At 68.1% G+C, this 22521-nt stretch carries 23 protein-coding genes, 2 pseudogenes and 1 other annotated feature; of the genes and pseudogenes, 15 read left to right on the top strand and 10 right to left on the bottom strand.

Features of this window, described 5'->3' with window-relative positions; translation table 11 throughout:
• Positions 1-249 precede the first annotated feature (249 nt).
• From JOE55_RS00550 to JOE55_RS13505, 14 genes and pseudogenes are all read left to right on the top strand, one after another.
• Positions 250-1218, top strand: coding sequence for a hypothetical protein (locus JOE55_RS00550; RefSeq protein WP_204781691.1), 969 nt, complete (start codon positions 250-252; stop codon positions 1216-1218).
• A 46-nt stretch (positions 1219-1264) separates the two neighbouring features.
• The gene (locus JOE55_RS00555; protein ID WP_204781692.1) at positions 1265-1750 is read left to right on the top strand and encodes a recombinase family protein; all 486 of its coding nucleotides are present in this window, start codon (positions 1265-1267) and stop codon (positions 1748-1750) included.
• A gap of 65 nt (positions 1751-1815) precedes the next feature.
• A protein-coding gene (locus JOE55_RS00560; protein WP_100244787.1) for an IS3 family transposase occupies positions 1816-3050 on the top strand; the annotation gives its coding sequence in 2 pieces (ribosomal slippage) (positions 1816-2125 and positions 2125-3050; 1236 coding nt in all).
• Positions 3051-3217: 167 nt separating this feature from the next.
• Entirely contained in the window at positions 3218-4132 is a 915-nt protein-coding gene (locus JOE55_RS00565) for a cation diffusion facilitator family transporter (RefSeq protein ID WP_053447560.1), read from the top strand.
• A gap of 54 nt (positions 4133-4186) precedes the next feature.
• Complete coding sequence (locus JOE55_RS00570; protein ID WP_053447559.1) at positions 4187-4870, top strand: DsbA family protein; 684 nt, start codon at positions 4187-4189, stop codon at positions 4868-4870.
• A gap of 51 nt (positions 4871-4921) precedes the next feature.
• Entirely contained in the window at positions 4922-5566 is a 645-nt protein-coding gene (locus tag JOE55_RS00575; RefSeq protein WP_053447558.1) for a vitamin K epoxide reductase family protein, read from the top strand.
• Between the two features lie 152 nt (positions 5567-5718).
• A complete protein-coding gene (locus JOE55_RS00580) occupies positions 5719-6090 on the top strand; it encodes an ArsR/SmtB family transcription factor (RefSeq protein ID WP_053447557.1) in 372 nt (123 codons plus the stop codon).
• Complete coding sequence (locus tag JOE55_RS00585; RefSeq protein WP_053447556.1) at positions 6087-8036, top strand: heavy metal translocating P-type ATPase; 1950 nt, start codon at positions 6087-6089, stop codon at positions 8034-8036. Before JOE55_RS00580 ends, JOE55_RS00585 begins: the two co-directional genes overlap by 4 nt.
• Positions 8033-8551 (top strand): signal peptidase II, encoded by a 519-nt coding sequence (lspA, locus tag JOE55_RS00590; protein ID WP_053447555.1) that lies wholly within the window; start codon positions 8033-8035, stop codon positions 8549-8551. Before JOE55_RS00585 ends, lspA begins: the two co-directional genes overlap by 4 nt.
• Positions 8552-8686: 135 nt before the next feature.
• On the top strand, positions 8687-9292 hold the full coding sequence (locus JOE55_RS00595) for a cadmium resistance transporter (RefSeq protein WP_053447554.1): 606 nt from the start codon (positions 8687-8689) through the stop codon (positions 9290-9292).
• Between the two features lie 170 nt (positions 9293-9462).
• Positions 9463-10095 (top strand): class I SAM-dependent methyltransferase, encoded by a 633-nt coding sequence (locus JOE55_RS00600; RefSeq protein WP_053447553.1) that lies wholly within the window; start codon positions 9463-9465, stop codon positions 10093-10095.
• Complete coding sequence (locus tag JOE55_RS00605) at positions 10092-10619, top strand: DinB family protein (RefSeq protein ID WP_053447552.1); 528 nt, start codon at positions 10092-10094, stop codon at positions 10617-10619. The genes JOE55_RS00600 and JOE55_RS00605 overlap by 4 nt, the downstream gene beginning before the upstream one ends.
• A gap of 253 nt (positions 10620-10872) precedes the next feature.
• Positions 10873-12060, top strand: a pseudogene (locus JOE55_RS00610) (IS256 family transposase); the annotation flags it as partial.
• 56 nt (positions 12061-12116) lie between these two features.
• A pseudogene (locus JOE55_RS13505) lies at positions 12117-12380 on the top strand (transposase); the annotation flags it as partial.
• Between the two features lie 6 nt (positions 12381-12386).
• On the opposite strand, the gene JOE55_RS00620 reads toward JOE55_RS13505, so the two are convergent.
• Positions 12387-13544, bottom strand: coding sequence for an IS30 family transposase (locus JOE55_RS00620; protein ID WP_204781693.1), 1158 nt, complete (start codon positions 13542-13544; stop codon positions 12387-12389).
• An 87-nt stretch (positions 13545-13631) separates the two neighbouring features.
• Positions 13632-13760, top strand: a sequence feature (AL1L pseudoknot).
• On the opposite strand from JOE55_RS00620, the gene JOE55_RS00625 reads away from it, so the two are divergent.
• Entirely contained in the window at positions 13674-14600 is a 927-nt protein-coding gene (locus JOE55_RS00625; protein ID WP_204781694.1) for an IS3 family transposase, read from the top strand. (Overlaps the previous feature by 87 nt.)
• A gap of 284 nt (positions 14601-14884) precedes the next feature.
• On the opposite strand, the gene JOE55_RS00630 is transcribed toward JOE55_RS00625, so the two are convergent.
• The 9 genes from JOE55_RS00630 to JOE55_RS00670 all read right to left on the bottom strand — a co-directional run bounded on the left by JOE55_RS00630 (position 14885) and on the right by JOE55_RS00670 (position 22518).
• Positions 14885-15991, bottom strand: a complete 1107-nt coding sequence (locus JOE55_RS00630) for a VanZ family protein (protein ID WP_204781695.1) — start codon at positions 15989-15991, stop codon at positions 14885-14887.
• A gap of 33 nt (positions 15992-16024) precedes the next feature.
• Positions 16025-16420 (bottom strand): hypothetical protein, encoded by a 396-nt coding sequence (locus JOE55_RS00635; RefSeq protein ID WP_204781696.1) that lies wholly within the window; start codon positions 16418-16420, stop codon positions 16025-16027.
• 28 nt (positions 16421-16448) lie between these two features.
• Entirely contained in the window at positions 16449-17198 is a 750-nt protein-coding gene (locus JOE55_RS00640; RefSeq protein ID WP_204781697.1) for an ABC transporter permease, read from the bottom strand.
• 1 nt (position 17199) lies between these two features.
• Entirely contained in the window at positions 17200-17940 is a 741-nt protein-coding gene (locus tag JOE55_RS00645) for an ABC transporter permease (RefSeq protein ID WP_204781698.1), read from the bottom strand.
• On the bottom strand, positions 17937-18845 hold the full coding sequence (locus JOE55_RS00650) for an ABC transporter ATP-binding protein (protein WP_204781699.1): 909 nt from the start codon (positions 18843-18845) through the stop codon (positions 17937-17939). The genes JOE55_RS00645 and JOE55_RS00650 overlap by 4 nt, the downstream gene beginning before the upstream one ends.
• A 129-nt stretch (positions 18846-18974) precedes the next feature.
• Positions 18975-19640 (bottom strand): response regulator, encoded by a 666-nt coding sequence (locus tag JOE55_RS00655; RefSeq protein WP_204781700.1) that lies wholly within the window; start codon positions 19638-19640, stop codon positions 18975-18977.
• Positions 19637-20872: a sensor histidine kinase gene (locus JOE55_RS00660; RefSeq protein ID WP_420870969.1), complete on the bottom strand. Its 1236-nt coding sequence runs from the start codon at positions 20870-20872 to the stop codon at positions 19637-19639. The genes JOE55_RS00655 and JOE55_RS00660 overlap by 4 nt, the downstream gene beginning before the upstream one ends.
• Positions 20873-21050: 178 nt before the next feature.
• Positions 21051-22037 (bottom strand): Abi family protein, encoded by a 987-nt coding sequence (locus tag JOE55_RS00665; protein ID WP_204781702.1) that lies wholly within the window; start codon positions 22035-22037, stop codon positions 21051-21053.
• A 121-nt stretch (positions 22038-22158) separates the two neighbouring features.
• Positions 22159-22518, bottom strand: a complete 360-nt coding sequence (locus tag JOE55_RS00670; protein WP_239358058.1) for a recombinase family protein — start codon at positions 22516-22518, stop codon at positions 22159-22161.
• Between the last annotated feature and the right edge of the window lie 3 nt (positions 22519-22521).

The following is a 22521-nucleotide window of genomic DNA, read 5'->3' on the forward strand; positions in this document are numbered from 1 at the left end:
GCGGTCGGGCCCTCGCGCCTCCACAGGGGACTCGTCCGAAGGCCGGCCGGACGGGGGGCCTCTGCCCGCCTCAGCTGAGGACTGCCACGCAGGAGGCACTGGTGCAATGCGCCGGTGACCTCCTCCCGCCGTCCCGCCCGCGCCCTGCCTCCACGGGGTCGGCAGGAGCCGGGATCTGAACGGGGACGTGGCCGACGGAAGCCGGGCAGACCGAGTGGCGCCTCCGGAGCGGGTCCCGAGGCTCCAGGCTTGCTCGCGCGGCTGTGGCTGCACTCGCAGGAGATGCCCGAGCGGTGGGCGCTGGCACACAGCGCTCGCCGGGAGGAGCGCCTCGAGGCGGCCCAGAGGGCGCTGCGCCCCACCTGGGATCTGCGCCTTGTGCCCGTGGCGCTGAGCGCGTGGGGAGCCGCGCTGCTAGGGACGTCGCAGTCGGAGTCGGTGGGCGCTGCGCCGGGAGCGGTGCTCGAGGTGGATCTCCTGCTGCTCGTCGCAGCGGGACTCGCCATGGTCCTCCTCGTGGCCGTGTTCGCTCGTCGGAGCGGGCGCAGACTGCCCGGGGGAGCAGCACCGGGCTCGCCTCGCGGCCGGACACTGGCCGCCCTGCTGCCGACGGCCGCATTGTGCGTGGTGGTCGTCGCGTGCGTCCTGCTGCGCGCGGGCACCCAGCAGCTGGCGGCCGCCGAGGACATGCGCGGGATGGACGCAGATGCGCAGCGCGTGGTCGTCGAGGTGACCGACCGACCCGTGACATGGCAAAGCGCCACCGCCTCGAGCTTCGGGCCGGGACCGGAGGAGGTCGGCGAAGCCTCCAGCGGGGTCGTCGTGCCGGTGCGGCTGAGCAGCGGAGCCCGGGCCACCGTCTTCGCCCAGGACGGCCGGTGGGCGAGCCTGCGCAGCGGGGATCGCGCGGAGGCCGTGGTGAGCGCCCCCGAGATCGAGCAGACCGACCTGCAGCTGCGCAGCACCGGGCCGCCGCAGCCGATGACGGAAGCCCAGGACCGCCCGTCCCTGCTCGAGACGGCCACCGAGCGCTTCGCCCTGGCCGCACAGGCCCGCGGACCCGATGCCGCCGGGCTGCTGCCGGGGATGACCTACGGCGACCGCAGCGGACTGGACACCGGACTCGAGAAGGCCATGAAGGTCACGGGCCTGACCCATCTGACCGCCGTCTCCGGAGATATAGTTACTCAAGGAGGTGGGTCACCCTATGAATCATGACTCGAAGAGGCCACGCAAGAACCTAGTCGCGCGAGAGTACTTGCGTGTGTCCAAGGACCGCCATGGTCTGGGCAAGAGCCCCGATCAGCAGCACCACGACAACAAGCAGGCCGTCTCCGCAAGAGGCTGGTCGATGCACCCTCGGCCGTATCGCGATGACAACCGTTCGGCCTCTCGCTACGCCCGTCGAGATCGCGAGGCCTTCGCCCAGCTGATCACGGACCTCGAACACAACACCTTCGATGCCGACATCCTGGTGATCTGGGAGTCCTCGCGCGGCTCACGTCGCACCGGAGAGTGGGTGAACCTGATCGAGCTGTGCGAGATGCGAAAGGTTCGCATCTTCGTCACCACCCACGCTCGCGACTACGACCCGACCAACGCCCGCGATCGACGCTCCATGCTCGAAGACGCCGTGGACAGCGAGTACGAGTCGGCCAAGACCTCTGAACGACTGCGTCGCAGCACTCGAGCTGCTGCCGAACGAGGTCAGGTCCATGGCAAGAACCTCTACGGATACCGGCGGATCTAGGGGCTTAACCCCTGATCTTGGACACGCGGAATCCAGCACGATGCTGGGGAAGCGAGAATCCAAGGATGGCAAGGAAGAACTACACCGACGAGTTCCGTCGCCGGGCGGTGGACTTGTACGAGTCCACGCCGGGCGCGACGCTCAAGGGGATCGCGGCGGATCTGGGCGTGTCCCGGGGCTCGTTGAAGGAGTGGGTCGACAAGCTCGGCTCCGGGACCACGAGGACCGGGGAGGTGGTCGCTCCGGTCGCGGGGCGGTCGGAGTCGCAGGCGGCGAAGGTCAGGAGGCTGGAAGCCGAGCTGGCCGCAGCGCAAGCCGAGGCCCACAAGCTCGCGCAGGAGCGGGACATCCTCCGTCAGGCGGCGAAGTATTTCGCCGGGGAGACGAACTGGTGAACCGCTTCCAGTTCGTCGAGGACCACAAGGACGCCTGGGGCGTGAAGCGGTTGTGCGAGGTCGTCGAGGTCGCCCGGTCATCGTTCTACGCGTGGCTGGCCGCCGCGCCGACACGGGCAGCGAGAGCGGCGGCCGACGCGGCGCTGGTGGCGCGGATCCAGGTGCTGCAGGATCCCGCCCGGGGCGGGGACCGCGCCTACGGCGCGCCCCGGGTCACGGCCGACCTCAACGAGGGCACGACGCCCGGCGATCGGGTCAACCACAAGCGAGTAGCCCGCGTGATGCGCGAGCACGGCCTGGCCGGTATCCGGTTGCGCAAGCGCGTGAGGACCACGCTCCCGGACCAGTCCGGCAGGCGGTTCCCCGACCTGCTCGGCCGCGACTTCAGCATCGGCGTGCCGTGCCGCCGCTACGTCGGGGACATCACCTACCTGCCCATCGCCGACGGCACGAACCTCTACCTCGCGTCCTGCATCGATCTGGGCTCACGCAAGCTCGCCGGCTGGAGCATGGCCGATCACATGCGCACCGAGCTCGTCGAGGACGCGCTGAAGGCCGCCTGGCACGAGCGCGGGACGCTGGCCGGGACGGTGTTCCACTCCGACCACGGCGCCGTCTACACATCGAAGGCCTACGCGCAGCTCTGCACGGACCTGGGCGTGACGCAGTCGATGGGCGCGATCGGCTCCTCGGCCGACAACGCCCTCGCCGAGAGCTTCAACGCCGCCCTCAAACGCGAGCTGCTCGAGGGTCGGGCGGGGTTCCCCGACGCGCCGACGGCATACCGGGCCGTGTTCCGGTGGGCGAACCGTTACAACACCCGCAGGCGCCACTGCGCGATCGGCAACATCGCTCCGAACGCCTACGAAGCCGCCGCCTCCGCTACACTCCCGGAAGCGGCATAACCGAAATGACACCGTGTCCAAGATTCAGGGTCAAGGCCCAAGCTGGCCCACGCGTTGGAGGATCTGCTGGGCACGATCCTGACCGTCGAGTCGGTGTGCCGGTGCGGGACACCCGAGTGTGCCGCCGAGGATCTCGCCGATGACGCCACCACCCAGGAGGTTCCGGCATGAGTGGAGAGCACAACCATTCCCACGCCGGCACCGGGCGGCGGGGGAAGCTGGCGGTGGTGTTCGCGATCACCGCCACGATCATGGTCGCGGAGATCATCGGCGCGGTGATCTCGGGCAGCCTGGCGCTGCTGGCCGATGCCGGACACATGTTCACCGACTCGGCCGGACTGCTGATCGCCCTGACCGCCGCGACCTTGGCGCTGAAACCGGCCACCGACAAACGCACCTGGGGGTACCAGCGCGCCGAGATCGTCGCCGCGGCCGCCCAAGCCTCGGTGCTGCTGGCCGTGGGCGGATTCATCGCCGTCGAAGGGGTCCGCCGGCTGTTCGACCCCCCGGAGGTCGAGTCCACGGCCATGCTCTGGTTCGGGGTGATCGGGCTGGTCGGCAACATCATCGGGTTGGCCATCCTCGCCTCGGGCCGGGGGGAGAACCTGAACATGAAGGCCGCGTTCCTGGAAGTGGCCAACGACGCCCTGGGCTCGGTAGCAGTGATCGTCTCCGCGATCGTCATCGCCACCACCGGCTGGACCCAGGTGGATGCGATCGTGTCCCTGCTGATTGCCGCCCTGATCGTCCCCCGGGCCCTGATCCTGCTGCGCGACACCATCGAGGTCCTGATGGAAACCACCCCGAAGGGCCTGGACCTCGATGAGGTCCGCACCCGCCTGGAAGCCCTGCCGCACGTGGTGGGCGTGCATGATCTGCACGCCTCGCGCATCGACTCCGACACCCCGGTGCTCTCGGCCCACGTCACCATCCACGACGGCTGCCTGACCGCTGAGCACGCCGGTGTCGTGCTGGCGGATCTGCAGGCCTGCGTGGCCCGTGACTTCCACGTGGCCATCGAGCACTCCACCTTCCAGATCGAACCGGCCTCCCACCGCCACGATGAGACCCTCCACCCCTAGTGAGCCTCCACCCCCGGTACGCCCCGCTCCCTGAACGCAGAACGGAAACCCCCTGTGAGCACAACCGTCAGCACCATCACCCCACAGCAGAAGTCCTCGAAGGCCAAGATCATCGTGTGGGTCCTCCTGGCCGCCGTCGTGGCAGCCGTGGCCATCCCCATCCTCATCGCCCGGGCCAACTCCACCCCGGCGGTGCCCGATGACGGGGGACAGGTGGTTCGGGAGAACAGCCGGGTGCTCTCCCAGGCCCCGAACGAACAAGCCGTGCTGGTGGAGTTCCTGGACTATGAGTGCGAGTCCTGCCGGGCCGCCTACCCCGTTATCGAGGAGCTGCGGGCCGAATACGCCGACACCGTCACCTTCGTTCACCGCTATTTCCCGTTGCCTGGTCACCGCAACTCCATGAACGCCGCCCTCGCGGTCGAGGCCGCCGCCCAGCAGGGCCAGTACGAGGCGATGTACCAGCGCATGTACGAAACCCAGACCGAATGGGGGGAGTCGGCCGAGGACCAGAGCGCGGTCTTCCGCGGCTTCGCCGAGGACCTCGGCCTGGACATGGCCGCCTTTGATGCCGCGATGGCCGATCCGGCCACCCAGGAGCGCATCGAGCTCGACGTCGCTGACGGTGAGGCTCTGGGCGTGGGCGGAACCCCGATGTTCTTCCTCGATGGGGAAGTGCTCAACCCGGAGACGCTGGAGCAGTTCCGAGCCGAGATCGAAGCCGCCGCCACCAGCTGACTCACTCCGTCACCAGACCACCGACCGCTTGCACCCTCGAGGGGCCCTCCCATGACTGATTCCACGACCATCGACCGCCCCCACGGCAGCGAACCCGACGGGCAGGCGCACCTGCCCGGCTTCGCCCGCCACCGCCCCTTCGCCCTGACCTTGCTGGTGACCGGGGTGATCGGGTGGATCGCCTCAGCGATCCTGGTGCTCGAGCGCTTGGAGCTCTACCGGGACCCCGACCACGTCACCAGCTGCGACATCAACCCGTGGGTGTCCTGCGGTCAGGTCATGGGCACCTGGCAGTCGGAGCTGTTCGGCTTCCCCAACCCGCTGATCGGCATCATCGCCTTCGCCGTGGTCATCACCACCGCCATGGCGGCCCTGGCCGGGGCACGGTTCGGGCGCTGGTACTGGATCGGCCTGCAGATCGGAGTCACCGCTGGCATGGTGTTCGTGATCTGGCTGTGGTCCCAGGCGCTGTTCACCATCTACATCCTGTGCCTGTACTGCATGATCGTGTGGGCGGCGATGATCCCGCTGTTCATCCTGCTCACTGTGCGCAACCTCGCCCACGGCATCATTCCCGCCCCGCCCCGGTTGGTGCGCTTCGCTTCCGAGTGGGCCTGGACCCTGGTGGCGATCACTTACGTGGCCGTGGCCGCCTCGGTGTTCTTCCGCTTCTTCACCGCCTTCACAGGCCTCTGACCAACCCCTGAGCGACCTCGGCCCCGGTATCCCTGAAGGAGGGGCGCCAGGGTCGTGTGCTGTCGGGGGGCAAGAGGGCTGCGGCGCACGGAGGCAAACAACATTACATTGCCCCGGTCCGATCAATCGGTTTTAAGCGATACCATCGGGTCATGCCGAATATTAGTTGTGCGACCGGCCTGGACCCGGCCGTGGCCCTGTTCCATTCCCTGTCCGATCCCACTCGCCTGACCATCGTGGCCCGCTTGGCCGCCGGAGAGGCCCGGGTGCGAGATCTGGTGGAGCAGACCGGACTAGCACAGTCCACCGTCTCGGCCCATGTGGCCTGTCTGCGGGACTGCGGGCTGGTAGCCGGCCGGTCCGAGGGCCGCCAGACCTTCTATGCCCTGGACCGCCCGGAGCTGATGGACCTACTGGCTACCGCCGAAACCCTGCTGGCGGCCACCGGGTCGAAGGTCGCACTGTGCCCGAACTACGGCCGGGACGCCCAGCAGGCCCAAGAGAACCAGGGGGTTGTTCGATGAGTGATGCTTGCTGCGCCCACGACGATCCCGCTCACCACGAGGAGGCGGAGACGGAGCCGGTTGGTTTCTGGCAGGTGAGCGAGGTGCGGTTCGCTACCGCGGCCGGAGCGCTGCTGGCAGTCGGGTGGTTCATCCACCTCCTGGAGGGCTCGGAGTGGTTGACCACCGTCGTGAGCGTGGTGGCGCTGGGGTTGGCGGGGTGGACGTTCGTGCCTTCCACCGTGCGCCAGCTGGCCAAGGGCCGCATCGGGGTCGGCACGTTGATGACGATCGCCGCCGTCGGGGCGGTAGCCCTGGGTGCGATCGAGGAGGCGGCGGCGCTGGCCTTCCTCTACGCGATCGCCGAGGCGTTGGAGGAGTACTCGGTGGCGCGCACCCGGCGCGGGCTGCGTGCGCTGCTGAATCTGGTCCCGGATCGGGCCACGGTGCTCCGTGGCGGGGTGCAGGTCACCGTGGCCCCGGCCGAGCTGGTCCTGGGGGATCGGATGGTGGTCCGTCCCGGGGAGCGGGTGGCCACTGACGGACGGATCCTCACTGGCCGCACCTCGGTGGACACCTCGGCGTTGACCGGGGAGCCCGTGCCGGTGGAGGTCGGACCGGGTTCGGAGGTTTACGCCGGGTCCATCAACGGCACCGGCCCGCTGGAGGTGGAGGTCACCAGCACGGCCGAGGAAAACTCTCTGGCGAAGATCGTGCACATCGTCGAGGCCGAACAGTCCCGCAAGGGCCCCAGCCAGCGGCTGGCCGATGCCATCGCCAGCAAGCTGGTGCCGGGAATCCTCATCGCCGCGGCCCTGATCGTGGCTTACGGGTTCATTGTCGGGGAGCCGCTGCTGTGGTTCGAACGCGCCTTGGTCGTGCTGGTGGCCGCTTCCCCGTGTGCGCTGGCGATCTCGGTGCCCGTCACCGTGGTTGCCTCGGTGGGGGCGGCCAGCCGCATCGGGGTGCTGATCAAGGGCGGGGCCGCGGTGGAGACCCTGGGCAAGATCCGCACCATTGCCTTGGACAAGACCGGCACCCTCACCCGCAACAACCCGGCCGTCATCGAGGTCGCCACCACCGCCGGGGCGACCCGAGAGCGGGTGCTCTCTCTGGCGGCTGGGCTGGAGGCCGCTAGCGAACACCCCCTGGCCCGGGCCATCCTCGCCGCCACATCTGAGCGCGCCGAGGTGACCCACGTGGACACCGTTCCCGGGGCCGGGCTGTACGGCACCTTCGAGAGTGCGCGTCTGCGCCTGGGCCGCCCCGGATGGATCACACCCGGGCCCCTGTCCGCCGAAATCGAGCGGATGCAGCGCGCCGGGGCCACGGCCGTGCTCATCGAGCAGGACGGCAAGGTGCTTGGGGCGATCGCGGTGCGTGATGAGCTGCGCCCGGAGGCCCGAGAGGTGATTACCCGGCTCAACCGCGCCGGATACACCACCGCGATGCTCACCGGGGACAACACCCTCACCGCCACCGCCCTGGCCGAGGCCGCCGGCATCACTCAGGTCCACGCCGACCTGCGCCCGGAGGGCAAAGCAGAGATCATCCGCACCCTCAGGGAGCAGCGCCCCACGGCGATGGTCGGTGACGGCGTCAACGACGCCCCGGCCCTGGCCACCGCTGACATCGGCATCGCCATGGGCGCGATGGGCACCGACGTGGCCATCGAGACCGCCGACATCGCCTTGATGGGCGAGGACCTCCACCACCTGCCCCAGGCTCTCGACCACGCCCGGCGAACCCGGTCGATCATGCTGCAGAATGTCGGGGTGTCCCTGGCGCTGATCGCAGTGCTAATCCCCTTGGCTCTGTTCGGCATCCTGGGGTTGGCCGCGGTGGTGCTGGTGCACGAGGTGGCCGAGATCTTGATCATCGCCAACGGGGTGCGCGCCGGCCGGATCCGCCGTGACACTGCGCGCCTGGCCGCCCAGCCCGCCCCGGCCCTGGAACCGGCCGCATGAGCGACGCACCCCCGCCCCGCACCAGCGCCTCGAGCAGACCGGAGACCCGCAGCAGGAAAGTCGTTCTGCTGGTCGGGGCGGCGGCGCTGGCCGCCGTCGACCTGATCCTCAAAGCCGTGGCCGAAGCCCGGCTTGCGAGCGGCGAGACGGTGGATCTGGGGCTGCTCACGCTGCGCCTGCACCACAATCCCGGGGTGGCCTTCGGCCTCGGGGCGGGCCTGCCCGATTGGGTCGTCATCGCCGCGACCGGACTGATCATCGCGGGGCTGACCTGGTACCTGCTCACTACGGCACCCGCCTTCACCCGGCTGGCCCGTACGGGAGCGACCCTATTGCTCGGGGGCGCGGCTGGGAACTTCCTCGACCGCCTCGACGGCAACGGGGTAGTGGACTACCTGCACACCGGATGGTTCCCCACCTTTAACCTCGCCGACGCCTTCGTCACCACCGGGGTCGTTGTCTTCGTCTTGGGCGCGCTGCTGGCCCCGGAACCCCGCCCCGACCCCACCGAGTAGCGGGCCACCTCACTGCCCACGACCTGCCACCAGGGCCGCCGAGCCGGTTCGCGCCCCGCACGGATGCCGCCGCATCCGAAGGACTGCACAGCAGACGTGAGACAGGGACCTTCCATCCCCGACAAAAGACAAGTTATGGACTTCATCTCCCCCGTGATGCAAGCGATCGGCCTGTTCGCGGCCACCAACATCGACGACATCATCGTGCTCTCCCTGTTCTTCGCCCGCGGAGCCGGGGTCCGAGGCACCACCGTCAAAATCGGGATCGGCCAGTACGTAGGCTTCGGCGGCATCCTGATCGCCTCCGTGCTGGTGACCCTGGGCGCCAGCACCTTCCTGCCGCCCGAGGCCATTCCCTACTTCGGCCTCATCCCCCTGGTCCTCGGCCTCATCGCGGCCTGGAAGGTCTGGCGCAGCGACGACGATGATGACGATGACGAGGGGAAGGTCGCCGGCAAACAGGTCAGCATCTGGACTGTCGCCGCAGTCACCTTCGCCAACGGCGGGGACAACATCGGGGTCTACGTGCCCGTATTCGTCACCGTGGGCCCGACCGCGATGGTGGCCTACTGCATCGCCTTCCTGGCCATGGTCGCGGTGCTGGTGGCCATCGCCAAGTACGTCGCCACCCGCAAACCCATCGCCGAGGTCCTGGAACGGTGGGAACACATCCTGTTCCCGATCGTGCTGATCGGCCTGGGCGTGGCCATCCTCCTCGAGGGCGGGGCCTTCGGCCTCTAACCCACTTGCCGGCTGAGCTCAGCCCCACGACGGGACGCTGGCCCTCCGCGCCCGCCCCGGGGCGGCGTGAACGGCCAGGTCGTCCCACCTCCTGCCTGGACGGTTCACTGCCGTCGATGGTGAAACTAGGCTCGGCGGAAACCATGCGGGTGCGCTAAGAGGTGGAGACCATGCCAAGGATGTCCGCGCTGGAGGCCTTCTTCTGTCGCAGCGCGCCATGGGCTCTTGTGGCCCGGCGGATGGTTCCCTGGGCGACCCAGGGGTTCCCCGTCACCGGGGACGTGCTGGAGATCGGTGGAGGCAGCGGCGCGATGGCCGAAGCCATCGCCCGAGCCCATCCCCGGGTTCGGCTCACCACGACCGACGCCGACCCGGCGATGGTCGAAGCCGCCCAGGACCGCCTGGCCGGATTCCCCCTGACCCAGGCGCGTCAGGCCGATGCCACTCGGTTGCCCTTCGAGGACGAGTCGTTCGACACGGTTCTGAGCTTCCTGATGCTCCACCACGTCATCGAGTGGGAACGCGCGGTGGCCGAGGTGGCCCGGGTTCTGCGACCGGGCGGGGCCTTCGTGGGATACGACCTGCTGGCCTCACGGATGGTATCTCTGGTGCACCGTGCCGATCGGTCACCGCACCGGCTCATCGAACCTGGAGCCTTCGAACCAGTCCTCGACCAGGCCGGCCTGGACCCACTCGCCCTCCGGCTGTCCTTCGGCGGGCCGGTCGTGCGCTTTGTCGCCCACAAGCCGGGCAATGCCCAGGACGCTTCCGGCAACGACATCACTTCCAGGAGCAGCCGATGAACAGCGCGCCCATCACCCCCGAGACCATCCATGAGGAGCTGGAGCGGGTTCGCGCGGACTTCCATGCCCTGGTCACTGAAGCGACCCCTGCGGATCTGCGCCGGCCCTCGTCGGGCACCCGGTGGACCAACGGGCAGCTGCTGTTCCACATGTTCTTCGGCTACCTCATCGTGCGCCGCCTGCTACCCCTGGTGGGCAGGTTGCCCGATCCGGTCAGCCGCATCTTCGCCCGAGCACTGGAGGCCGGCACCCGAGCTTTCCACGTCATCAACTACCAGAGCGACCGGGGTGCGGCCCGGGTGATCCACGGCCCGCGGCTGATCCGGTGGTTCGACCGCACCCTCGACTTTCTGCAGGCCCGGCTCAGAATCGAGTCGGAGGATGCGCTGGCCCGCGGGATGCACATGCCGGTGCACTGGGATCCCTACTTCCGGGACTGGATGAGCCTGGCCGAGATCTACCACTACGACACCCAGCACTACGACCACCACCGTCAGCAATTGACGCTCAGCCGAGCACCGTGAACCCGCTCCGATTCACGGACCTGGTGATGCATGTTGCGGTTCCGGCGTGGACATCGTGCACGTCTGCTCCACGTCACCGCGGGAACCGCTGAAGGCGCTGGTCGGGCCATCCTGATCCCAGGGATGTGCCGGTACCTCGATAGCCTGGGTTAAAGGGACTGTACGTTTTTCGGTGTAACTCCCGAACTGGGAGGTATGACCGATGGATGACGTGATGGCATCGCAGAACGTGGAGGTTCAGGAGCCCGTGACCATGACTGGGGAGCAGCGGCAGGGCGCCGAGCATCGCGGCAAGGAGGTGCCGGCGGTGGACCGGGCTCTGGTGGCGCAGCTGGTGGCCGGTGCCCGAGAGCAGGGCCTGGACCTGGCCGGGGAGAACGGGCTGCTGGGCCAGCTGACGAAGCTGGTGCTGGAGTCGGCTCTGGAGGGCGAGATCACCGACCACCTGGGCTACGAGCCCCACGAGCGTGGCGGATCCAGCGACGGCAACAGCCGTAACGGCACCCGGGCGAAGACGGTGCTGACCAAGGCTGGGCCGGTGGCGGTCGAGGTGCCCCGCGACCGTGCCGGGACATTCGAGCCGGCCATTGTGAAGAAGCGGCAGCGGCGGCTGGGCAGCGTGGAAGACATGGTGCTCTCACTGTCCGCCCGCGGGCTGACACACGGGGACATCAGTGCACACCTGGTCGAGGTCTACGGCGCGGACGTGTCCAAGACGACGATCTCCACGATCACGGACAAGGTCCTCGAGGGCATGTCCGAGTGGCAGAACCGTCCGCTGGACCCGGTGTATCCGGTGGTCTTCGTGGACTGCATCCACGTGAAGGTGCGTGACGGTCAGGTCGCCAACCGGCCAATCTACATCGCCCTGGCCGTGACCGTGGACGGCAACCGCGACATCCTCGGGCTGTGGGCCGGGGACGGCGGAGAGGGCGCGAAGTACTGGCTGCAGGTCCTGACCGAGATCAAGAACCGTGGGGTCGAGGATGTGCTCATGCTCGTCTGCGACGGTCTCAAGGGCCTGCCTGATTCCGTGGCCACCGTGTGGCCGGCCACGATCGCGCAGACCTGCGTGGTGCATCTGATGCGCAACAGCTTCCGCTACGCCGCCCGGCAGGACTGGGACGCGATCTCGCGGGCCCTCAAGCCCGTCTACCAGGCCGCGACCGTGGCCGAGGCCGAGGAGCGCTTCTTGGAGTTCCAGGAGAAGTGGGGTCGGAAGTACCCGGCGATCGTGCGGCTGTGGTCCAACTCCTGGGCGGAGTTCGTGCCGTTCTTACAGTTCGACCGCGAGATCCGTCGGGTGGTGTGCACCACGAACGCGATCGAGTCGGTCAACGCCCGCATCCGCAAGGCCGTCAAGGCGCGTGGCCACTTCCCGAACGAGCAGGCCGCGCTCAAGTGCGTCTATCTCGCCGTGATGGCCCTGGACCCGACCGGCAAGGTGAATCGCCCCGGGTCTGGTGGAGGCTCTGATTCCACGGGAGGATGAGGAGCATGGCAGCACCGAGGAAGTACCCGGACGAGCTTCGGGAGAGAGCCACGAGGATGGCTGTTCAGGCGCGACGGGATCCATCGACGAGGTCGGGCACGTTCCGTCGTGTGGGCGAGCAGCTCGGGATCAATCCCGAGACTCTGAGGAATTGGGTCGTGCAGGCCGAGGTTGACGAGGGGCACCGTCCCGGGACCACGACCAGCGAGTCCCAACGCCTGGTCGAGCTGGAGAAGGAAGTGTGTGAGCTGCGCCGGGCGAACTCGATGGCGCATTCAAGCGGTGGGCGCAAGGAACTCTGTGAGCTTCTCTGATGGTGTCAGATAGCCCAGCGTCTTGCGGGGGCGTCCGTTGAGGCTGTCCTGGATCGCGTCCAACTCCTCGCGGCTGACGACGCTCAGGTCGGTGCCTTTGGGCAGGTACTGGCGCAGCAGGCCGTTGGTGTTCTCGTTGCTCCCCCGCTGCCAGGGCGAGTGGGGATCGCAGAAGTAGATCGGGATTCCTGTGGCGATGGTGAACGCGGCGTGCTTGGACATCTCCGCGCCTTGGTCCCAGGTGATCGTTCGAATCAACGAGGACGGCAGCTTGCTGATTGCGGCGCGCATCGCGGCCTCGACCTGCTCGGCGCTCTTGCCGTCGGGCAGGTGCAGCAGCAGTGTCATTCGCGTCGAGCGCTCAACGAGCGTGCCGATGGCGCTGCGGCTGCCCTCGCCGAGGATGAGATCTCCTTCCCAGTGGCCTGGCACGGCGCGGTCGTCGGCTTCTGCGGGGCGCTCACTGAGCATGATCATGCCGGGGATGCGGCCGCGACCGTCCGTGGTTCCGCGGGGCTTGCGGGCCGCTCTTCCGGACCGCAGGCACCGCGCCAGCTCACGGCGCAGTTCGCCTCGGCCCTGCACGAACAGCGACTGGTAGATCGTCTCGTGGCTCACGCGCATCTCCGGGTCGTCGGCGTGATCCAACCGCAGGCGCGCTGCGATCTCCTCAGGTGACCACAGTTGCTCCAGCCGGCTGGCGACCTCCTCGAGCAGCCGGCCCGACGCAAGCTTGAACGGCTTCGGTCGACGCGCCTTATCGCGGGCACGTTCATGACCACGCCACGCCGAGTAGCCGCAGCGACCCCCACCGCGCTTCACCTCACGGCTGACGGTCGACACCGCACGCCCCAGCTGCTCTGCGATCGCGGTGAAGGTATCGCCGCGATTGATCCCGAGCAGGATCTGCTCGCGCTCGTCGATCGTCAGACAGCCCTGACGTGGCTCCCACCCAAACGGCCTGGCGTCAAGGTGCCTGCCGGTGCGGGCCATGATGCCGACCAGCGGCGCGCTGCAGCTGATCTCCTTCGCGATGTCGACCAGCCGCCAGCCCTTCCCGTGCAGCCTGAGCGCGAGCTGCTTCTGCTCCCGGCTGAGATGACCATGCCTGCCCTGCATCCGGATCCTCCTGTGATCAGTGACTGCCTCATCTCACAGGACTCGTTGCACTGACCGCTTGAATCCGCCGATCCTGAGGTCGGCGTCGGCTTTTTTCGCGGCGGAGCTCGACCGTCCACAGCGTTGATCGTGGAGTACATAGACCAGCACAAGCATGAGTTCGGCGTCGAGCCGATCTGTCGGACGCTGACCGCAGCGGGCACGCAGATCGCGCCGAGCACGTACTACGCGTTCAAGACCCGCCCACCCTCGAGACGGGCAGTGCGCGACGAGGAACTGCTGGTCCAGATCCACCGCGTGCATGCGGCGAACTTCGGCGTCTACGGGGCGAAGAAGGTCCATGCCCAGTTGCTGCGGGAGGGCATCTCGGTGGCGCGTTGCACGGTCGAGCGGCTCATGCGCGTCGCGGGGTTGCGAGGGATCAGCCGGGTCAAGGGCCCACGCACCACGATCTCCGGTCGCGGCCCCGACAATCGACCTGACCTGGTCGAACGTGACTTCACGGCGACTGCTCCGAACCAGTTGTGGGTCGCGGATATCACCTACTGCCGCACCTTCGCCGGCTGGGTGTATGCCGCGTTCGTCATCGACGTGTTCTCCCGCCGCGTGGTCGGCTGGCAGCTGTCGAAGTCGCTACGAACCGACCTTGCGCTGGACGCGCTCGAGATGGGCATCTGGACCCGCGATCACGCAGGCCAGGCCGTCACCGGGCTCACGCATCACAGCGATAAGGGCGTTCAATACGTCGCCATCCGCTACACCGAGCGTCTTGCTGAGGCCGGCGCGGTCGCCTCGGTCGGCTCCACCGGCGACTCGTATGACAACGCCCTGGCCGAGGCCTTCAACTCGCTGTTCAAGGCAGAACTGGTCCGTAACCTCGGGCCCTGGAAGAACATCGACGACCTCGAGATCGCGACCGCGGAATACATCGACTGGTTCAATCACCGTCGTCTGCACGGCGAGATCGGCATGATTCCGCCCGTCGAGCTCGAGGACGTCTACCATCACAACAACCCCGCACCGGCACCCGCCGACGCGGCACTTGCGAGCCTCTAACAAACCCGGGGCGATTCAACCTACTCGCTAAGACCAGCGCACGAGACCGCGTGCAGCTCGTCCTCTTCGCCCTCCGGACAGGACTCGCGGTGCTTTGACACCAGCCCGAATGCTCCGGTTCAACTCGTTCCGCGTCCCACGAACATCTGCTTGTGGAGACACGCCGAGACCCTCGCGTTCCTGCAGGGGTCTCGGTCTCTGTCTCGAAAAGTGTGTCTCGGATGCCTTCGTCTGAAGCGGGGTTTACGAGACGCTGCCACGCCAAACCCGGCCGCTACGCCGGGTCAGACCAGTCGATCCCCAATGATCCCGGTAGGACTGCGTGCGTCGCGGAAGGCGCAACCCGTAAGTATCCCGCTGAGCCCGCGCGGCGTGACGCATGCGCTCACCGCCGCTAGGAATGCGAGGAGCGGGATCATGAGCAACCACGGGAATCCGAAGCAGACAAGGAACCCGCCCACGCCCTGGATGGCGACGGCGCGGGCGACCAGCCGCCAGCGCGCGTCGTCATGAGAGCTCGGGACGAGGTAGACCGTGCGCTGCCCCAATGACGCGCCGCTGCCGGTCAGCGCTGGAAAGAAGACGGTCACGAGGGCGGCGACGGCGGCACCGGTGAAGAGCCAGCGTTCGAGGTCGAGCAGCTGAGAAGGGGTGAGGTCCTGCCCGGTGCCGCCCTGGCCGAGAGCGTAGAGGGTCGAGGCGACGGTGCCGCCGATGAAAACGGCGAGAGCAAGAAACCACGTGTCGAGCAGCATCCCGAGCAGCCGTCGCCCCCGCCCGACCGGTCGCCCGCGGTCGCGTTCGGCCAGCAGGTGGGCCTTGCTCGACAGCAGGCGCGGGGTGATTCTCTCCAACCCGATGCCGATGACCGCGCCGGTGGTGTTGGTAAACAGGTCGGTGACGTCGGCGAACCGGTACGGGCAGGGCGCGAGCCCCCAGTTCCCGGTGAGCTGGGTGAGCTCGATGAGCAGTGAGGTGCCGAATGCGGCGACCAGGACGACGCCGCGGGGCCATTCGAGCACCCGGCGCACGATAACCCCGAACGGGATGAACAGCACCATGTTCAGCGCGAACTCCCATACCACCCAGTCGCTGATCACGGCGGTGAGGCCGCCGGTGCGGAAGACGTCGATGACCGCTTTCGGGAATCGGAGCGGGTCGAGCAGCGGATGGGTGGCGTTGGCGGCGCAGTAGCCGGGGGCGAAGTCCGGCAGAGGGAAGACGGTGAACGCGGCGATGCCCGCGGCGTAGACGAACCCGGCCGACGTCCACAGCATCCGCATCGCATCGAAGCGGCCGTACCGGCGGTACTGCCACACGACCAAGGGCAGGAACAGCACCGCCGACACTGCGAGGCCGACCAGGATCGAGCCGGTCACCTGGGACGTCACGGACCCACTCCCTCCAATCTGCGCTGCGGACGGTCAGGAGCCGAAGACGAGGCTCTTGATGTGCTCGATGATGTCGTGCAGCTCGTCGTAGTCGCGGATCGCGGGGTCGGCGACCACGAGGTTCCAGACGGTGGCGATGCCGGCGAGGATGGCGAACAGCACGACGCCGATGATCAGGCCGGTGACGGCGGTGCCGTCGCCGCGGGTCGCTCCGCGCAGCCCGGACCAGGCGACGATGATCGCCGCGCCGGCGAGCATGGCCGGCAAGAACCCGACGTACGGGATGAGGATCAGCAGCGGTGCGGAGAGGAATGCCGCCGCGCACAGCACGAGCGCGATGACCCCTTTCCCGGCTGCGGACTTGCCCGTCGGGGGCTGGTTGTTCTGGATGACGTGGACGGGGGCCTGCTGGCCGGGATTCTCGGACATGAGAGTTCTCCTTCTCGCGCGGTGGGGGTCAGATGCGGGTGTCGCGGCGGTTGAGCACCCAGGTGGTGAGGGCGATGAGGACGATGGTGAGGACGCCGCCGGCGGTGAGGATCGCGGCGACGTCTCCGCCGGTGATGGTGCCGTCGTCGACGAAGGAGCCGGTGCCCAGCAGCGCGGTGCGGGTGGCGACGCCGTAGGGCGAGATCAGGGCGGCGTTGCCGACCGCCATCAGCGCGGCGGTCGAGACGCCGGAGGCGACCAGGGCGACGGCGACGGGCGCGGCGAAGGACCACAGGAACATCGACAGCGCCGATTGGATCGCTGCGGCCGGGATCGTGGCCAGGGCCAGGAGCCCGGTGACGGCGAAGTACTCGCCCGGGAGCATCCCGGGCAGCCCGAACGCGCCCTTGCCGATGACAATGACGAAGACCAAGAGGACGACCTGCATGATCGCGGTGAGCCCGGCGACGACTGCGGTCTTGGCGGTGACGATGCGCAGCGAACTGGTCGGGCCGCTCATCAGGGCGTTCCAGTTGCTGCCCCGGTGCTCGACCCGCCAGACCAGGGATCCGAGGATCGCGATGCCGATCGCCAGTGGGAAGAGCCCGTAGAAGCTGACCGACTGCAGCCACACGGTGTGCCAGCCGTTCTGCGGCTGGCGGCCGTCGGCGAGCTGGGTGGCGGCCCCCGCGAGGACGAGCACGATCGGCAGCAGCACCACGATCGGCCAGGCCAGGGAGCGCTTGAGCTTGATGAGTTCGGCGGACAGTGCGCTCATGTCAGGCCTCCTGATGGTCGAAGCGGACGGTGGAGACGGTGAACAGCACCGCGACGACCACGGCCAGGACGGCGATGCTCGGGTACGCGATCGGCAGGGCCTGGATCGCATCGCCTTCGTAGCCGGCGGCGCGGGCGAGGGCGTAGTAGCCCCACGGGGTGACGTGCGCGGCGGCGACCGGAAGGCCCTGGGAGAACACCGCGAGGATGCAGCCGAGCACTCCGATGCCGAGGGCGACGAGCTGGTTCTCGACCTTCGCCGACAGCAGGATGTGCAGCGCCAAGACGGCCAGGTTGACCACGAGCATGCAGAGCGTGAACCCGGCCCAGTGCCCGAGCGGGGCCGGTGGCAGGATGCCGGCCAGCAGTTTCCCGAAGGCCAGCACGATCAGGCTGGTGCCCAGGGTCACCGCGGCGACGATCACGCCGAGGGCTGCGAGCTTGGCCCGGCACACCCCGCCCGGGGTGATCCCGAAGGTCGACTGCAGCAGCCACCCGTTGCCCTGGTGCTCGATGTCGGTCTGCCGGGAGGCGAGCACCGCCAGTAGCAGCGGGGACAACAGCGGGATGCCGAGCGAAATGCCGGCCAGCAGCGCGTTCCACGCCTGAGGCGTGGCGGGGTCGAAGTCCGGGCTGGAGACCACCGCGAACAGGGACAGCCCGAGCACCATGACCACAGCGATCAGTCCGACCTTGAGATGGCGCATCTTGGCGAACTCGTTCGCCACCGCCCGGGCGTTCACAGCCCGCCTCCGGCGGTGAGGGTCATGAACACGTCCTCGAGCGTCTGCTCCTCGCGGCGCACCCCGTAGATGCCGACGCCCGAGCCGACGAGCGCGGCGACGATCCCGGCGGTCTGCCGGTCGCCGAGGCCGGGCACGGCGACCTCGTCGTCGGCGGTGAGGCGGGCGTCGTAGGAGCGCAGCGTGGTCGTGGCCGCGTGCGGGTTCGAGCAGGCGATGATGACGTCGGGGCTGGAGGCGGCCATGAGCTCGGAGCGCAATCCCTGGAAGATCATCCGCCCGCCGGAGAGGATGCCGAGCACGTTTGCGGTCTTGTCGATCTCGCCGAGCAGGTGAGAGGACACCATCACGGTCACCCCGTCGTTCGCGAGGCGACGCAGCAGGACCCGCATCTCCTCGATGCCCGCCGGGTCGAGTCCGTTCGTCGGCTCATCGAGGATCAGCAGCTTCGGCTGCCGGGCCAGCGCCATCGCGATCCCGAGGCGCTGTTTCATCCCCAGGCTGTAGTTGCGGACCTTCTTGTCCATCTGGTCCTGCAGCCTGACCGCCCGGACCGCGTAGTCGATCTGTTGACTGTTCAGGCCGAGCATCCGCTGCACCAGACGCATGTTCTCCGCGCCGGTCAGGTGCGCGTACCCGGGCGGTGCCTCGATGAGCGACCCGATCCGGCCGAGGAGCTCCCGCCTCGTGCCGCGGGTCATGGGGCGGCCCATGACGTGCACCTCGCCGCTGGTGGGCTGGATGAGCGAGAGCAGCATCTTCATCGTCGTGGACTTCCCCGCCCCGTTGGGGCCGAGGAACCCGTACACGCACCCCTCGGGGATGCGCAGGTTCAGGTTCTCGACGACGCTGCGCTGCCCGTAGCGCTTGGTCAGGTTCTCGGTGGCGACGATCGTGGAAGGCATGCCTCAACGATCCCGAGATCCGGCCCCGGAATCGTCTCGCCCGAGGCATATCTTCGGGCTATCACTTGAGGCATACGTGCATGCCCGCCCCCATGTCGCGGGAGCGTGTGAAGAGGGCTGGCGCAGTGGTCAGCGTTCGCCGGCTTCAACGAGACCGGACTCGTAAGCGAGGACCACTGCCTGGACGCGGTCGCGCAGATCCAGCTTCGTGAGGATGCGGCCGACATGCACCTTCACTGTGCCCTCGGCCAGCACGAGCTCGGCGGCGATCTCCGCGTTCGACAGGCCCCGCGCGATCAGGCCGAGCACTTCGTGCTCGCGTGGCGTCAGTTCTTTCAGCCGCACTGCGCCGCTCGGCTCCGACTGCGGGCGAGATCGGGCGAAGTGGTCGAGCAGACGCCGCGTCGTGCTCGGCGCGACCACGGCGTCGCCGGCGTGGATGTGCTTGATCGCGGCGGCGACGTCCTCGACGGGGGTGTCTTTGAGCAGGAACCCCGATGCACCGGCCTGCAGCGCGTCGTAGGCGTACTCGTCGAGGTCGAAGGTGGTCAGGATTAGCACGCGCGGGACGTCCTCGCCGGCGCAGATGCGCCTGGTCGCCTCGACCCCGCTCATCCGCGGCATCCGCACGTCCATGAGCACGACGTCGGCCTCGACCCGGTCGAGCACGTCCAGCGCGGTGTCGCCGTCGTCGGCTTCGGCGACGATCTCGATCCCTGGCTGTGCTTCCAGCACCATCCTCAGCCCCATCCGGATCATCTCCTGGTCATCGACCAGCACCACCCGCACCGTCACGTCGTTCCCTCCTCTCGCGGCAGCACCGAGACGACCTCGAACCCGCCGCCTTCGCGGGGCCCGACCCGCAGTGCACCGTGGTGGGCGGCGACTCGCTCACGCATGCCGAGCAAGCCGTGGCCCTGCGTGCCGGCCTCCGAATCCTCGGCCTGGCCGTGACCGTCGTCGGTGATCCGGACCTCGACCTCGTCCTCCCGGTACTCCAGGCGCACATCGACGCGAGTGCGGCACGGACCGGCGTGCTTCCGTGCGTTCGTCAAGGCTTCCTGCACCAGCCGGTACACCGTCAGCCCGAGCCCGTCCGACAGCGATGCCCGATCACCGCTGACTGTGAGCGCGACCGGCAAGCCGGCGATGCGGGACTGCGCGACCAGGGCGTCGAGCTGGTCGATGCCCGGCTGCGGGGCGTCCGATCCCGGCTCGTTCTCGCGCAGCACCCCGAGCATGCGGCGCATGTCGGCCAGCGCTCCTCGGCCGGTGTCGCGCACATGGAGCATCGCCGACTTCGCGCGCGCCGGCTCCGACTCGACCTTCGCCGCGGCCCCGTCGGACATCAGCACGACCACGCTGAGGCTGTGAGAGACGATGTCGTGGATCTCCCGCGCGATGCGTGCCCGTTCGTCGGCGACCGCGATCCGCGCGTTGGTCTCCCGCTCACGCTCTGCCTGCTCGGCCCTCTCCTGCAGCCCGGACACGTACTGCCGGCGGATCCGCACCAGAGTGCCCCACGTCCATACCCACAGCGTCACGACGATCAGCACGCCGAGCTGGCCGATGTCCAGGAATGCGTTGCCGAGGTGGGGGAGCGTCGCGACCAGAAGCCACGCGACCGTCACCGCTGCGCCGGGGAAGGAGATCATCCAGACGTGCCGGGTGGCGAGGTTGTAGACCGCGAACAACAGCATCGCGTCCGCAGGGAGGACCGGCGCGCCGAGCAGCAGTTGTACGGATGCGGCCAGCAGCATGAATGCGAGTACCCCGACCGGGTGTCGGCGGCGCAGCAGATACGGCGCGCACAGCGCAACCGACACGATCAGCAGCGCAACAGCGTGAGCGGGACCGCGGAAGTAGATCGGGACGATCGGCAGGTTGTACAAGAACACCCCGACCGCGACCAGCAGGTCGACCAGCCACATCCGCTCCCGTAACCACGAACCAGGGGACGGAGACGCACCGGAAGCCACGGAGCCACTGGAGGCGCTCTTTGCGGTCACCGGTGACAGAAGGTTCACAATCCCAACATTACCGGCCGGACTGCGAACGCCTTCGCTCCGAATATACCAAGCAAGTCTCACAGACATCACCTTGACGGGACGCTATGAGGCCCCAGTGTTCCTGCGGGGGCCGCGGTCTCAGAAGTCGGTCTCGTCGGGCGCACAAACGAGATCGGGTACTTGAGATGGTGCTCGCTCAGGCTTGCCAGAGCTCGAGCGCGTCCCAGTCCAGGGGCGCTCCCAGCGATTCGATCGTGAGCGCGCTCGAGGTCGGGAAGTCGCGGAGCAGCGCCGCAAGCCGCGCAGCCCAGTCGGTGTCGGGCTCGATGGAGGGCAGCAGGTAGGCGATCACCGCGAGTGCGTTGTAGGTGCCGTAGACCTTCTTGGCGTCCTCGGAGCTTCGTAGGTGGTCGAGTACGGGGATCTGGCCGATCTTGGGGCGCGACGGCGCGTTCTGGAGCTTACGGTTGAACAGCCGCGCATGATGGGCGGCGACGTTCCGGACGTAGTTGAGGCTGGCCAGCCAGCTGGTCATCATCTTCTTCGTCGGCACGCCGAACGCGTGTGCGATCTCCTCTGCGTCGACCTGGTTCATCCCGCGGTACAGGACGGAGAGGTGGCCGAGCTCGAGGATCTCCGTGAGCGCCCAGACCGGCATCCGGTCGTCGTACTTGTCACGGAAGTGCTCCACGAACTGCTCGTCGGAGTCGGCCTGGCGGTCGCTGACCCGCTGGAGCCATTGCACGTGCTTGCTCGGTGCCGGGTCGTGGATATCGGTCCCGTCCACGGTAAAGGCCTCCGTGAAGCAGGACGGGTCCTCGTAGGCGAAGGCCGACCTCCTGCCGAGTACATATCCGACACGCATGCGGACGGCGACCTCGACCCGCTCGAGCCCATCGAGGACGAGCATGCGGAGCCGCCGGTCGAAGTCGATGATCTCCTCGGCGTGAGCAAGGCGCGTGCCTGGCCGGAAGTCGCTGAGAACGCGGGTGCGGATCCGGTCTTCCTCGTCGACGTACTCCTCGGACGCGCGGAACGGGTACAGATATCCTGTGAGGCGGTAGTAGCCGATCGCCGCCAGGACCCTGGCTGCACGGACTTCGTCTCCGACCTCGAGGCCGTGCTCCACGAGCTGAGCGACCTGCTTGTCCACCGACAGCCAGGGCTTGTCGTACGCGACCATGAGCCTCCCCGGAAAGAAAATCAGCCCGCGCCTTGCGGCAACGGGCTGATCGTGATGGTTCGATGATAGCACGACGGGCACGACAGAGTTATGCGCCGGGAGTCGCTGACCTGTGCCGGTACTACGTCGCCTTCGACCACCCCACGGTTTGGGCTGCCTCGACGACGCCGAGCCCCTCTACGTTGATGGGGTGCTTCACGATCCTGAGATTCCGCGCGACCTTCACAGCGTCGGGTGCCGGTCGGCCGAACCGCAGGCCGCGGGCCCGAGCGGAGTCGACGCCGGCCTGGACGCGCTCCTGGATGAGCTCGCGCTCGTACTCGGCGAAGGTGGCCATGAGGTTGAGCATCAGCCGGCCCTCGCGGATCGAGGGGTCGATGCCATCGGTCAGGGAACGGACCTTCACGCCGCGGCCCAGCAGGTCCTGGACCGTGGTGATGACGTCGATCATCGACCGCCCGATCCGGTCGATGCGCCACACGAC

Source organism: Kocuria palustris (genome assembly GCF_016907795.1).
Classification (GTDB): domain Bacteria; phylum Actinomycetota; class Actinomycetes; order Actinomycetales; family Micrococcaceae; genus Kocuria; species Kocuria palustris.